Annotated in this window: 13 protein-coding genes; 11 read left to right on the top strand and 2 right to left on the bottom strand. The window is 47.4% G+C overall.

Features of this window, described 5'->3' with window-relative positions:
- Positions 1 to 97: 97 nt before the first annotated feature.
- The gene (locus MKY24_RS21505) at positions 98 to 1,438 is read left to right on the top strand and encodes a TrkH family potassium uptake protein (RefSeq protein ID WP_339200829.1); all 1,341 of its coding nucleotides are present in this window, start codon (positions 98 to 100) and stop codon (positions 1,436 to 1,438) included.
- Between the two features lie 98 nt (positions 1,439 to 1,536).
- The gene (locus tag MKY24_RS21500) at positions 1,537 to 2,214 is read left to right on the top strand and encodes a TrkA family potassium uptake protein (RefSeq protein ID WP_023990146.1); all 678 of its coding nucleotides are present in this window, start codon (positions 1,537 to 1,539) and stop codon (positions 2,212 to 2,214) included.
- A 5-nt stretch (positions 2,215 to 2,219) separates the two neighbouring features.
- Here MKY24_RS21500 and MKY24_RS21495 read toward each other — a convergent pair whose 3' ends face one another.
- Positions 2,220 to 3,125: a LysR family transcriptional regulator gene (locus tag MKY24_RS21495; protein WP_028541456.1), complete on the bottom strand. Its 906-nt coding sequence runs from the start codon at positions 3,123 to 3,125 to the stop codon at positions 2,220 to 2,222.
- Positions 3,126 to 3,351: 226 nt separating this feature from the next.
- On the opposite strand from MKY24_RS21495, the gene MKY24_RS21490 reads away from it, so the two are divergent.
- From MKY24_RS21490 to MKY24_RS21450, 9 genes are all read left to right on the top strand, one after another.
- Positions 3,352 to 4,026 carry a succinate dehydrogenase cytochrome b558 subunit gene (locus tag MKY24_RS21490; RefSeq protein ID WP_023990144.1) on the top strand — a complete coding sequence of 225 codons (675 nt, stop codon included), beginning with the start codon at positions 3,352 to 3,354 and terminating at the stop codon, positions 4,024 to 4,026.
- 93 nt (positions 4,027 to 4,119) lie between these two features.
- Complete coding sequence (gene sdhA, locus MKY24_RS21485; RefSeq protein ID WP_061830109.1) at positions 4,120 to 5,865, top strand: succinate dehydrogenase flavoprotein subunit; 1,746 nt, start codon at positions 4,120 to 4,122, stop codon at positions 5,863 to 5,865.
- 19 nt (positions 5,866 to 5,884) lie between these two features.
- Entirely contained in the window at positions 5,885 to 6,652 is a 768-nt protein-coding gene (sdhB, locus tag MKY24_RS21480) for a succinate dehydrogenase iron-sulfur subunit (protein WP_053326044.1), read from the top strand.
- A 172-nt stretch (positions 6,653 to 6,824) separates the two neighbouring features.
- Positions 6,825 to 7,634 carry an AAC(3) family N-acetyltransferase gene (locus MKY24_RS21475; RefSeq protein WP_023990142.1) on the top strand — a complete coding sequence of 270 codons (810 nt, stop codon included), beginning with the start codon at positions 6,825 to 6,827 and terminating at the stop codon, positions 7,632 to 7,634.
- A gap of 65 nt (positions 7,635 to 7,699) precedes the next feature.
- Positions 7,700 to 8,644 (top strand): metallophosphoesterase, encoded by a 945-nt coding sequence (locus MKY24_RS21470; RefSeq protein ID WP_076295555.1) that lies wholly within the window; start codon positions 7,700 to 7,702, stop codon positions 8,642 to 8,644.
- A gap of 105 nt (positions 8,645 to 8,749) precedes the next feature.
- Complete coding sequence (locus tag MKY24_RS21465) at positions 8,750 to 9,490, top strand: metallophosphoesterase family protein (protein ID WP_023990140.1); 741 nt, start codon at positions 8,750 to 8,752, stop codon at positions 9,488 to 9,490.
- A 51-nt stretch (positions 9,491 to 9,541) separates the two neighbouring features.
- Positions 9,542 to 10,150 carry a GNAT family N-acetyltransferase gene (locus tag MKY24_RS21460; RefSeq protein WP_023990139.1) on the top strand — a complete coding sequence of 203 codons (609 nt, stop codon included), beginning with the start codon at positions 9,542 to 9,544 and terminating at the stop codon, positions 10,148 to 10,150.
- Positions 10,151 to 10,332: 182 nt separating this feature from the next.
- Entirely contained in the window at positions 10,333 to 11,337 is a 1,005-nt protein-coding gene (locus tag MKY24_RS21455) for an AraC family transcriptional regulator (RefSeq protein ID WP_339200825.1), read from the top strand.
- A gap of 180 nt (positions 11,338 to 11,517) precedes the next feature.
- Positions 11,518 to 12,969, top strand: coding sequence for an MFS transporter (locus MKY24_RS21450; protein ID WP_339200823.1), 1,452 nt, complete (start codon positions 11,518 to 11,520; stop codon positions 12,967 to 12,969).
- Positions 12,970 to 13,076: 107 nt separating this feature from the next.
- Here MKY24_RS21450 and MKY24_RS21445 read toward each other — a convergent pair whose 3' ends face one another.
- Positions 13,077 to 13,955, bottom strand: coding sequence for an NAD-dependent epimerase/dehydratase family protein (locus MKY24_RS21445; RefSeq protein WP_339200822.1), 879 nt, complete (start codon positions 13,953 to 13,955; stop codon positions 13,077 to 13,079).
- Between the last annotated feature and the right edge of the window lie 32 nt (positions 13,956 to 13,987).

Raw genomic sequence — 13,987 nt, 5'->3', positions numbered from 1 at the left:
CGACGATCGGAAGATCAAATGGAACGCGTAGCGGGCTTACACCGTATTAAATCACTATTTTTATAGTTTTAAGGATTAGGAGAGAAGTGATGAATAGATGAATCCCAATGCAAGCTGGCTCCGGCTTTCTCCACCGCAGATATTCGTTGCGGGCTTTGCCATTATCATTCTAATAGGTAGTTTATTGTTAATGCTGCCGATCTCCAATACAACAGGAAAGCCACTTGCGTTTATAGACGCTTTGTTTACTGCCGCTTCCGCGACCTGTGTTACAGGGCTTGTAGTAAAGGATACGGGGACCTTTTTTACAACCTTTGGTCAAGTTGTTATCGTTGCGCTCATTCAGATCGGCGGCCTGGGCTTTATGACTATGGCTACCTTGATCGCGCTGGTGTTCAAACGTCGGATTTCCTTACGGGAGCGCCTCATTTTACAGGAAGCGATGAATCAGACCTCTGTCGAAGGAATTGTCGGATTGATTCGTAAGGTGCTGCTGTACTCGCTGGTCATTGAGGGCGTATGTGCTGCAATATTTGCGATTCGCTGGTCGTTTGATATGCCTGTAGGCAGGGCGATTTATTTTGGGATTTGGCATGCCATCTCCATGTTTAACAATGCTGGTTTTGACTTATTCGGGCACTTTCGCAGCCTGACAGATTATGTATATGATCCGATTGTTAATTTTACAGCTATGTTCCTGATTATTTCAGGCGGAATTGGTTTTGTAGTGATGTCGGACCTGGCAGAATATCGCAAGCGCAAGAGACTTTCCTTGCATACTAAGGTGGTACTCAGCATGACGGGCGCTATGATTGTAGTCGGCACGCTCGTGATTTTTGTATTTGAGTTTACGAATCCAAAGACTCTTGGCTCGCTTGATTGGGGGGGGAAACTGCTGGGATCTTTATTCCAGTCCGTAACCCCTCGTACCGCAGGTGCCAATACACTGGACATTGCAGGCTTGCGGCAGGCTACGCAGTTTTTTATCATCATACTCATGTTTATCGGGGCTTCTCCTGGCTCTACTGGAGGCGGGATTAAGACCACAACATTCGCGCTGCTCATTGGAGCCGTGATTTCGATGCTACGGGGGCGTGAAGATATTGTACTGTTCAAGTACCGACTTGCGCAGGGACGAATTTACAAGGCTTTGACCATTACACTGCTGGGGTTGCTGTTCGTGATCGGGGTGACCATGATTTTGTCGGCAACCGAAGATCATCATTTTCTGATGATCTTGTTTGAGACGGTGTCTGCGTTTGGTACGGTGGGGCTGTCGATGGGGCTTACACCTGATTTGACAGTCATAGGTAAGCTGGTGATTACCCTGACGATGTTTGCAGGTAGACTGGGGCCACTCACGCTAGCTTATGCACTGGGGCCGAAAAAGGGTAAAGAATTATATCGTCATCCGGAAGGCAAAATGATTATAGGATGAATCCATTTCATATTCATTTCGTTGGTTTAATTATTTCAGGATTTTTGCAAAATCCTCATTTATGAAATTGATTCAGATAAGGGAGTTTTCGAGTAGATATGAAAACGCAGCAGTTTGTAGTTATTGGCTTGGGACGGTTTGGCTCAAGCCTGGCTTTGCAATTGGTGGATATGGGGTGCGAGGTGCTAGGCATTGACCGGAATGAGGATGTGGTGGACAGTATGAGTGAGATGTTGACACATACTGTCGTGGCGGACGCTACCGATGAAGACTCATTGCGATCACTGGGCATCCGTAATTTCGATTGCGGCATTGTTGCTATTGGTGATGACATTCAGGTAAGCATCCTGACCGCCATTTTGCTGAAGGAGCTGGGTGTGAAAAAAGTCGTAGCCAAAGCCATATCTGTGCTGCACGGGCGTGCGTTAGAGAAGCTCGGTGTGGACCGGATCATTTATCCAGAACGGGATATGGGTATCCGGGTGGCTCATCAGCTAGTCACGCCTAATTTGCTCGATTATTTGGAGTTGTCCAAAGAATACAGTATTGTGGAACTCAATGTACCTGCATGTCTGAATGGCAAAACGCTAGCAGAGCTAAATGCCCGTACTCGCTTTGGTTGTAGTGTCGTGGCGCTTCATACGGCGAACGGTATCCTGATCGCACCGACGGCTATGGATCGGCTAAAAGCAGACGATATTATGGTCATCATCGGCTCGAATGACAATATCGGTCGCTTTGAGGATGAGGTTGTTAATGTCAATGAAGAGGGCTAAACCCTCTACACCATACGATAGCCTGCAAACGACGCACGTGTCTCGCTAATCCAGCGTCGTGCTGTCGGACCGAGATCGGTCGTCTCCGAGTAAATGAGGGAGGTCGTTCGGCGTGTCTCCTTCAAATCGGGCAAGTATAATGCAGTGAGTCCATTATCCCGTAATAGTTCGCTGCGCAAATAGGATTTGGGTAGCAAGGCGGAAGCCTTACAGGTTGGAAGCAGGCGTACAATTGCCTCGAAGGAGTCGATTTCCATGCGGATATCCGGCATGATGCCGCTGCGCTGGAATAAGTCATCCGTCAGACTGCGGTACCAGGTTCCTTTGGAGAATATAATCATCGGCAATCCTTGTAGATCTTTCATCGAGGCCGTTCCTGTCTTGACGGTTAATTCATGTCCAATGGGAACAACAAGCTCCAAATGATCATCAAATAGCGGAATGCAACGCAGTCCGGCTTCATGAATGGCAGACCCGACAATACCGGCGTCTGCTTTTTTATCACGTACAAAGGCGACGATTTCATGGGTTTTACCGGTGAGCAGCTTCAGCTCGGTTTGAGGATGCTTGCTCATGAAAGCTTCGACGAGGGTAGGCAGCGTCGTTTGGAGTGTCGTGAGGCTTGCACCGAGTGTAAGCATACTCTGGGCTTCATTTTTGTGCTGGGACAGCTTTTGTAAAAAGCGAAGCTGTCGTTGCCGTTGCTCTAGTGCGAATGTATAAACAAATCGGCCAGTGGACGTAATTTCGAGCCGTTTGCCCCGACGATCAAAGAGATTCACACCCAGCTCTTCCTCCAGCTTGGCAATTTTGCGAGACAGGGCAGGTTGGGACAGATTCAGCAGTTTGGAGGCTTTATTCAGGCTGGACTGCTCGACAATGACGGCAAAAGCGTTCAAATCCTCAAACAAATCATCCACTTCCTCTCTATATGCAAAAAAGACATAATAATTAATACGTATATTGCAATTCCATTATAAGCCGAAAAGGAGTAACATGAAAGCGACACAAGATGTTCACACTTTTGTTTTTCCTTATAAGGGACACCTTGTTGGACATTTCCTGTCGGGAACTGTCATTTTATATGTTATATTACTATTGAAAACGCTATTATTGGGAGAAGGGAGCATGACCTAGATGAGAGGATTTTATTCCAGAAAGCTGCATTCGCTTCTTGGCGTCATTCCGTTGGCTCTATTTTTTGTTGAGCATTTGGTGACGAACTTCACAGCGGTGGAGGGCGGCAAGGAAGGATTTAATCGCAGCGTGGCCTTCCTGAATGGTTTGCCGCTGGTTATTGTGCTAGAAACGTTATTCATCTACTTGCCATTACTGTTCCACGGAATTTATGGCTTGTATATCGCTTATCAGGCTGACCCGAATGTCAAAAGGTTCGGCTATTCACGTAACTGGCGCTTTCTGTTCCAGCGTATTTCTGGCGTCATTACATTTGTATTTATTATCTGGCACGTATACGACACACGCTTTCAGGTAGCTCTGGGTAAAGTAACTCATGAGGAGCTAGGCGGCGTTATGCATGGCATCGTGACGAACCCGGTTTATTTCATTTTGTATTTAATCAGTGTCGTTTCGGCATCCTTTCACTTTGCTAACGGACTGTGGGCATTTATGGTCAGTTGGGGGATTACTGTGGGACCGCGTGCGCAAAAAGTATCTTCTTATATCTGTATGACCCTGTTCGTGGTGGTGTCTATCGGCTTCATCGCTTCCCTGCTTGCATTCCGCAGCGCGGAATTTCAGGAAACGGCAACTGCCTTGGTGCAATGCAGCGCTTTTAAACAGCTACTGTAAATGAGTCATATCCATTATACATCGTGTTGAGATTCTATTTTTAAACGTAAAAGGGGATTTGGTTAAAATCCTGAAAAAAAGGAGTGAGCAGAAATGGCAGCATCCAACATTATTGTCGTGGGCGGCGGTCTGGCAGGTCTAATGGCTACGATCAAGGCGGCAGAGGCGGGAGTTCACGTTCATTTATTTTCTTTGGTTCCGGTCAAAAGGTCCCACTCCGTTTGTGCTCAAGGCGGCATCAATGGTGCGGTAAATACCAAGGGTGAGGGAGACTCACCCTGGATTCACTTTGATGATTCGGTCTATGGCGGGGACTTTCTGGCCAACCAGCCTCCGGTAAAAGCGATGTGCGAAGCGGCTCCAGGGATCATTCATCTCATGGACCGCATGGGCGTCATGTTTAACCGGACACCGGAAGGACTGCTGGACTTCCGTCGCTTCGGCGGTACCCAGCATCATCGGACCGCCTTTGCTGGCGCGACGACAGGACAGCAGCTTCTGTACGCTCTCGATGAGCAGGTACGGCGCTGGGAATCTGCTGGTTTGGTGACCAAGTATGAAAATTGGGAGTTTTTACAGGCTGTACTGGATGATGAAGGCATCTGTCGAGGGATTTGCGGGCAGGATTTGCGTACGATGGAAGTGAAGACTTTTGCAGCGGATGCAGTTATTTTGGCGTCTGGTGGCCCCGGGATTATTTTCGGTAAAACCACGAATTCCGTCATTAATACGGGCACAGCTGCTGGTGCGGTGTATCAGCAAGGCGTACGCTATGCGAACGGTGAGTTTATCCAGATTCATCCGACGGCTATACCAGGGGATGACAAGCTGCGTCTCATGTCCGAGTCGGCACGGGGAGAGGGCGGTCGTATTTGGACGTATAAGGACGGTAAGCCATGGTATTTCCTCGAAGAAAAGTATCCGGCTTACGGAAATCTGGTCCCTCGCGATATTGCAACACGTGAAATATTCAGTGTATGCGTTGATGATGGACTGGGTATTAATGGCGAGAACATGGTCTACCTCGATCTGTCCCACAAGGACCCGAAAGAGCTGGATGTAAAGCTGGGCGGCATTATTGAAATCTATGAAAAATTCGTCGGTGACGATCCGCGCAAAATCCCGATGAAAATATTCCCGGCTGTTCATTATTCAATGGGCGGCATGTGGGTCGATTACAATCAGATGACGAATATACCGGGCTTGTTCGCGGCTGGTGAGTGTGAATTCCAATATCATGGTGCGAACCGTTTGGGTGCGAACTCGTTGCTGTCAGCCATTTACGGCGGGATGGTAGCTGGACCTAAGGCTGTGGAATATATCAAAGGCTTGAAAAAATCTGCACAGGATATAGCTACTTCCGTATTTGATGCGGCAGTTCATCAGCAGACGGAGAAGTATGAGCGTATTTTGCATATGGACGGAAAAGAAAATGCTTATGTTCTTCATAAAGAGCTGGGCGAGTGGATGACGAACAACATGACTGTGGTTCGTTATAATGACAAGCTGGAAGCTACGATCCACAAGATCAAGGAGCTGAAGGAGCGTTACTCTAACATTAACATCAATGACGCTTCGCGCTGGAACAATGCGGGTGCGGCGTTTACACGGCAACTGTGGAATATGATGGAGCTGGCCGAAGCGATGACCAAAGGTGCGCTGTTGCGCAACGAAAGCCGCGGGGCCCATTACAAACCAGACTTCCCGGATCGCAACGATGAGGATTTCCTGAAAACGACGATTGCGGACTGGACACCGGAAGGACCACAAATCTCGTATGAAGCGGTGGATGTTTCGCTGATCAAGCCGCGTATTCGGGATTATTCCAAGAACAAATAACGGAAGGGAGTGTATTTAGATGTCGGAGCAAGCAGTGAAGTCGAATAAAACAGTGAAGTTCGTTGTGACCCGTCAAGCTGATCCTAAAACCAGTTCCTATACGGAAGAATTCGAATTGGCTTATCGTCCGGGGATGAATGTGATTAGCGCGCTGATGGAAATTCAGCGTAACCCGGTGGACAGCCACGGTAAAGAGACGGCTCCGGTGTGCTGGGAGTCGAATTGCCTGGAGGAAGTATGCGGAGCATGCTCCATGGTGATTAACGGCAAGCCGCGTCAGGCCTGTGCGGCGCTCGTCGATAAGCTGGAGCAGCCGATTACGATCGCGCCGATGAGCACGTTCCCGGTAGTTCGGGATTTGGTCATCGACCGCAGCCGGATGTTTAATGCGCTCAAGAAGGTCAAAGCGTGGATTCCGATTGACGGTACCTACGATCTGGGCCCTGGTCCTAGAATGGCAGAGAAAAAGCGTCAGTGGGCGTATGAGCTGTCCAAGTGCATGACCTGCGGTGTCTGTCTGGAAGCTTGCCCGAACGTCAACGAGAAGACGACGTTCATCGGACCTGCGGCGATATCTCAGGTTCGCCTGTTCAACAGCCATCCGACAGGGGAAATGAATCAGGAAGAGCGGCTGGAGGCGTTGATGACGGACGACGGGCTGGAAGGGTGCGGGAACTCGCAAAACTGCGTACGCTCTTGCCCGAAAGGCATTCCGTTGACAACTTCTATTGCCGAAATGAACAAGGAAACGACCAAGCATATGTTCAAGCGCTGGCTGACTGTATAGCACTAGACAGCGAATAGGTTATGCACAAACAGGCTTTTTCTCAAACTGGAGAAAGCCTGTTTTTTTGCGCTCAGGAATGATGGAGGGTAACATGGAGAAAGGAGCGCGGGATAGCAGTTATGGTATAATTATGGTATTGTGTATCGTTTTTGGTGAAAAGGAGGCTGGACAGGTGACTGTGCAACCGATAACGAATCGACCTGTCACTAGGTCGGATGTAATGAAGGGATTAAAGGATCTGGGAGTTCGGAGCGGCATGACATTGCTTGTTCACTCGTCGATGCGCAGCTTTGGACGCTTTGTTCCAGGCGGGGCCTCAGCCATTCTTGCCGCGCTAACCGAAGCGGTTGGTCCGGAAGGGACGCTGGTAATGCCGACACAGTCTCATGACTTGACTGATCCCTCGACTTGGATGAACCCGCCTCTGGATGAGTCATGGTGGGAACTGGTACGCGAGGAAATGCCCGCTTATGATCCGGCCTGGACGCTGACCGGAGGGATGGGCGTCATTGTAGAAACGTTCCGTGGTCTGCCAGGAACCAAGCGCAGCGGACATCCGCATGTTTCTCTGGCGGCACGTGGACCTGCTGCTTCAGACTTGCTGGAGGCGCATGAGCTTGATTTTGGGCTGGGTGAGCATTCGCCCTTGGCAAAGCTGTATGAGGCAGATGCCTATGTACTGCTGTTGGGCTGCGAACATGACAGCAACACGTCCTTGCATTTGGCGGAATATCGAACAGCCTATAATGGACGAGAAGTGATCACGCATCAAGCTCCTATGATGGTGGATGGAGCAAAAGCGTGGGTATCTTTTCAGGATTTTAATATTACCTCAGATGACTTTGAGAAGCTGGGACTTGATTTTGAACGGGACTGTCCCTCAGCCTTTACGCGGGTGAACATTGGGGAGGCTTCATGTTTTTTCGCGAGGCAACGTGATTTGGTAGACTATGCGGAGCAGTGGTTGTCCAACTACCGCTAAAGCTTCTGGACAGTAAGAATTTCTAAAAAGTGAGATCAAGGAATAGATTGCAGGGGGGAATGCATATGGAGAAGACGCCGCACACCCGCCGCGAGAGTCAGGATGGCCCGCATCAGGGGTCCGCTATCCCTCCCGGTTCTTCGCGGCGTTCCATTTCAAATGAACCAGCCAATCCTTCGCGCCGCCATTTTTTGAAAAAAGCGGCTTTAGCCACAGCCGGAACCGCGCTTCTGGCTGGAGGATATGCTTCCTTATGGGAGCCTAATCATTTGGAAATTACACGCTTCAACTTGTTTCTCCCTCGTCTTCCGTCTGCTTTTGACGGAATCAGGGTCGTACATTTTAGTGATGTGCACTTGGGTTTTCACATGGATGAGCAGGATCTACGCGAGCTTGCGGACCGTATAGCAGGTCTGAAACCAGATTTGCTCTGTTTTACAGGCGATATTGTGGATGACTATGCAGTATCCATGAAGGCTGCTGTTCCAGTTATGGCTTCTATGCACGCCACACTTGGCAAATTTGCTATTCTGGGCAATCATGATTATAGAGGCTTACCAGCCGGAGTACAGGAATTGTATCCGAAAACCGGGTTTACGTTGCTGAGAAACGAGCATGCGATTGTAGAGCTTGCGGGACAGCGTGTAGCCTTGGTCGGTTTAGAGGATAACATCATGGGCAAGCCCAATCCGCAGCGTGCCATTCACGGACTACCTGATGAGATGTGCAAGCTCCTGCTGATGCATGAGCCGGACTATGCAGATGTGGCGGCGCAAATGTCCTTTGATCTTCAACTGTCAGGGCATACGCATGGAGGACAGGTACGCTTGCCGGTCATTGGAGCGCCGATGCCGCCTCCGGGTGGACGCAAGTACATCCAGGGATTATTTCATGTGGGAACGGAGAGAATGCCGCTGTATGTCAGCCGAGGCATTGGCATGACACATCTGCCGATTCGCGTGCTGTGCAGACCGGAGCTTAGTGTCATTACGTTAAAATCCGGCCAATAGGCCATGATCTTTTTTTCATCTTTATCATATATGTTGGAACTACATAAAGAGGGCTCGAATGTAGTGTAGAGATGTAGTCGTTTCGGACAAAGGAGTGAGGTTCAGATGGATCGTATTGCTGTCATTTCAGATATTCATGGCAATTGGCCTGCCTGTGAGGCGGTGCTGGAGGATATTGCTTCCCGAGGCATTAGCCGTGTGTTTTGTTTGGGGGATCTGATCGGCAAAGGGCCTAGCCCGTGCGAGGTTCTGGATGCTGTCCGTCAACGTTGTGAAGTGGTCGTGCGGGGGAATTGGGATGAGCTGGTTAGTATTACGGATGATCTCAATTTTAGCTGGCAAGCCGAACGCTTGGGGGCAGAACGAGTGCAGTATTTGGCACAGTTACCGTTTCATTATGATTTCAGAATGAGCGGACGCCGTATCCGTCTGGTGCATGCCTCGCCGCAAAGTGTATATCACCGTGTGCAGCCATGGGATGAGCCGGAAAAACGGCTTGCCATGTTCGATCCGTTAGCAGAAGAAAATGGAAAAGTTGTTTTTGCTCCGGATGTCGTGGGATATGGTGATGTGCACAATGCTTTTATCCAGCATTTTCAGGGAAAAACACTTTTTAACGTCGGTAGTGTCGGGAATCCGTTGGATGTTACGCAGGCTTCCTACTGCATTTTAGAGGGGGAGATGGGAGAGGAGCAGCCTACGTCCTTCTCCATTCATTTTGTACGTGTACCTTATGATATAGAACTGGCGGTAAAACAAGCGGAGGAAGCTGCTGTACCTTCTTTGCCGTATTATATTCGAGAGCTGCGCACAGGAATTTATCGGGGGATTCAGGACCTGGATTAAGTATGGAAACATTCATTTCTAAAAGCCAATCCATCCGCAGGAGGGAACATTGTGCTGACCAGAGAAATGCTTCGTCTTGGGCTACCGGAGCTTTACGCCCGTCGAGTCCGATTGCGCCAGTTAAGAGCGGAGGATTATCCCGCGCTGGAACGGATCCTATCCGATCCATTGGTGATCCAATATGTGAATCGAATTCGCAAGCCAGTCTATACACGAATGCGGCGTCTGGTTGCGCAAATTAAAATATCTGCTGATTCACTAGATTCCCTGCATTTTGCGGTGGAATGGCATCAGAGAAATACAGGAGAAAGCAATTTACTTAGTGAATCCAATGAGCTTACCTCCTCACCGTTGCTCGGTATCGTCTCTTTTCAGCAATGGAATGAAAGAACGGGTGAGGCACAACTGGGCTATATTCTGGATCGTCCTTTTTGGGGACAGGGGCTGGCTACAGAAATGGTAGGAGAAATGCTGAATTTTGGTTTCGGATCTTTGAAGCTCAAGCGGATCGAAAGTCGTTGCCAAGAGGATAATCAGGCTTCCATGCGCGTGCTTATTAAAAATAAGATGCGCCTGCTGCGTACAATTGGTGCTTATGATCCCTCAGGCGAGGTACCGAGTGTATTGGTATTTTCGATGACCCAAGGGGATTATGCGTAGAAATGGCAGTGGAATATTTTGTTACAAAGATGAAATATAACTGCAAAACAACTCTAACACAGGACGGGTACAATACAGACATGACCCCCTTTTGAATAATATATGTTGCTGGGACCCGATGATTCGGGTCCTCTTTTTTTGTTATCCTATAGTTAGAACTGAACAGGAAAGAAGGGCTGGCATTGGCTTTGAATATATGGAGTGCAGACATTCATCATTTATTTGACCAATTCACTGAGCTTGTGGATGGTCATATTCATCATAAAAAATCGGAGCAACAACTCACGATTCCCTCGCATATAGGTAAGGGAAGTATGACTCGCACACGGATTCGTCCAGGTATGGAAATCGTGGTCACGGATCTCACCTTTGAACAGAATATGAAGCTTCATATTCAGGAGGCTTGTCCGCTCTTTGAACTCAGCTATTGCTTAAACGGTGAAATATACTGTGAATGGAACGGCAAAGAAAGTCATACCAATCGGTTGACCGGGAATGTTTTATATTTAGAGGATGAACTGGTTTATGAGGAAAAGAAGGCAGGCGTTCACCAACAAATAGTGGAAATAAGGTGTTCTCCACAAGAGCTATTTTCTTACGCCGGAGATATTGCAGAAAAGCATAGCATAGAAACATGGTTACAACGTTACAAAGGGAATATTGACGCCTACGCGGATACGCCCGCCATGCACAAGTGTGTTTATGACATGATACATTGTAACTACAATGGGACGATGAAACGGTTATACATGGAAAGTAAGGCAATGGAGTTTATAGCATTATTTGGGGAGATGGATGGACATGTAACAAGGGGGACAAGCCATTTTATAAGTCGTGAAGATATATCAAAGCTCCATAAGGCTCGTGAATTCGTCATTCTTCATTTTGAGCATCCCCTGTCCATTCAAGCGTTGGCCCGAAAGGTTGGGCTTAATGAATTCAAGCTAAAGAAAGGATTCCCCCATTTATTCGGAATGACTATTTTTGAAATGGTGCGTAAGCAAAGAATGGAAAAAGCTCTCTGGTACTTGGAAGTTGAACAATTAAACATTGGAGAGACGGCATTTTCAATCGGGTACAGCAACGCCAGTAATTTTACGACAACCTTTCGAAAGTATTATGGTTGTAATCCTAGCGAATATATCAAAAAAATACGTAATCCAGATACATTTACGAATAAATTTTAATGAAACAATCCTTCAAGCATGTCCATCATGTTTGGAGGTTTTTTTATTGGTGCTCCTTCTATAGGGATAGAAAATACCTTTGCAGGTAGAGACCTCCTTGCATTATAGATGATAATGGTTATCAGTTGAGATGAGAAATGAAAAGATTAAAGATGCCCATTATAGGTTGGAGGAACTACAATGAAAGATCGTTTTGCCATAGCCATGACTAATCCTCAAGCAGTACAGCAGGTAGATTCGCGTCGCTGGTACGCATTAGCTCTTATTTTACTTCCTACTTTATTAATTTCACTGAACAACTATATGATGCAGGTTGCCCTTCCGATGATGCAGGCGGACCTGCATGCCAGTTTTTCAGAGGCACAGCTCATATTTACGGGATATTCTCTGGGATTGGCTGTGGCCTTGATATTGGGCGGCAAACTTGGAGATATGTATGGTAGAAGACGCATGTTATGTATCGGGGTGTTGGGGTTTACATTGATGGCTCTGTTAGGGGGGATCGTATCGCAGCCTACGTTAATCATTATGATTCGTGTGCTTCAAGGGATATCAGCTGCCATGATTCAACCCCAGATTCTATCTATCATGCAAAGCAGCTTTCTTCCCAAAGAGAAGGGACTGGTATTTGCAATTTACGGAGCTATCATTGGGGTTGGATTTACACTTGGTTTAATTCTGGGTGGATTTTTGGTAGACTGGAACCTTTTCGGCCTGGGCTGGCGCATCATTTTCTTTTTTAATGTCCCCTTTGGGCTGTTAGTGTTACTCTTTTGTCCTATTATTACGGAATCCTATGGCAGATCCGTGCCGAATATGGATTGGGGTGGGGCTTTTCTGTTGCTTCTTGGTTTAATGCTGTTTGTCTATCCGTTGACAACCGGGCAAAAGCAGGGCTGGGCTTTATGGACATGGGGGTGTCTGCTGTTGTCCATTCTGGTTTTGGTTGCTTTTATAGTTACGCAAATGGGAAAAGAAAAGAGGGAAGGCTCGCCTTTTATTCGTCTATCTATATTTAGAAAGAGTTCATTCGGCGCAGGGATATTGACGGTAATTGTCATCTATCTTAGTATGTTTTCGTTCTTCTTTATTTTAAATTATTATGTACAATCCGGTTTGAAATACAGTGTTCGATCCACAAGCATGGTCTTTTTGCCGCTTGGTGTTGGCTTTTTCCTCACCTCATTATGGTCGTCCAGGCTAGTAAAGAAGTGGGGGAGCAAGGTGTTGAAATCAGGTATGCTAATCATGGGGATTTGTAGCTTTCTGCTCATTGGATCGTTACATCTAGATGCAATCCATTTATGTCATATTCAAAATATCACGATACTAGGTGTATATGGTCTGGGTCTCGGGATGGCCACAACGCCACTGGCCCATGTTGTCCTTGGGGCTGTATCGGCTGAAGAGGCAGGAACGGGTTCAGGCTTGTTTACGACCTTTATGTACTTGGCTAATTCGTTGGGTGTCGCTTTGATCGGTATCTTGTTCTCTTCCTCGCTCAATCACACACTTTCAGAAGCTAATCTGTCAGATTATATCAGAGCATTCTCTATTTCTGTGGCAGTGAGTGGAATTCTTGCCTTGGCTGGACTCATTTGCATTTCATTTTGTTACAAAGATGAAACATAACTGCAAAGTTACTTTAACATAGAGTGGGTACAACATAAACATGACCCCCTTTGAATAATATATATATTGCTGGGACCCGAAGCTTCGGGTCCTCTTTTTTTATGATTTTAGGAACGGTTCAGGCTGGTTATCAGCTCTGGAAGCCATTCATTTAGGGAGAGAAATGAGTACCCCTCTGACTGAGCTTTGGACGTATCCATGTACCACGATTGTGTAATACCGAATGGAGACATGTGCTCGTCTGCTGTTTTTTCTTTCACCACAGCTTGTTTTCCCGTTGTCTGCTCAATGATCGAAATGATCTCCCCAATCCTCACTGTACCGTCGGAGCAAGCATTTACAGGCCCTGTTAAAGGAGTGTGACCGAGCCAAAGCAGAAAATCTGCGGCTTCATCGGAACGAATAAATGAGATTTGTGCTGTGGAATTAGGTATTCCGATTTCTGTTCCTTCACGAACATGTTCGATATGAAAATGAAGCCTTTTCGTATAATCATCTGTTCCCAATACAATCGGAAAACGAACAGCGACTACAGGGAATGTAGCTTGTTGCATAAAAACTGCTTCTGCCTGCCGTTTAGCCTCCTGATATGTAAAATCGTCTTTCCCGCCCTTGCGAACCGGGTAAGTTTGAGGATCAAAGATGCTCTCTGTCAGCACTTCCGGGCTCGAATCATAGACGGATAGGCTGGAGGTCACAATATACCTCTTGGCTTTAGCATCAAAAATGCGGCAGGCTTCGCTGGCTTCATCTGGAGAAAAGCAAATATTATCATAAACAACATCCCACACTTGCTCACCTACCGCTTCAGCGAGCGCTTGCCGGTCGGTACGGTCTGCACAGATCCGCTGAACGCGGTCACCAAACGAATCGTTTGTTTGGCCTCGTGTGAGGATGGTAACCGAGTTCTCGGAACTCTCCAGCAGACGTTCCACCAGTCTCTTGCCAAAAAAGCGCGTTCCTCCCAATACAAGTACCTTTCTCATACTTTATCACTCCTTCGGAATGGTTTTCATAG

The sequence above is a fragment of the Paenibacillus sp. FSL P2-0322 genome (assembly GCF_037975315.1).
Taxonomy (GTDB): domain Bacteria; phylum Bacillota; class Bacilli; order Paenibacillales; family Paenibacillaceae; genus Paenibacillus; species Paenibacillus polymyxa_B.
Note: the sequence above shows the minus strand (reverse complement) of the source record. Positions and strands in the feature narration are given on the sequence as shown.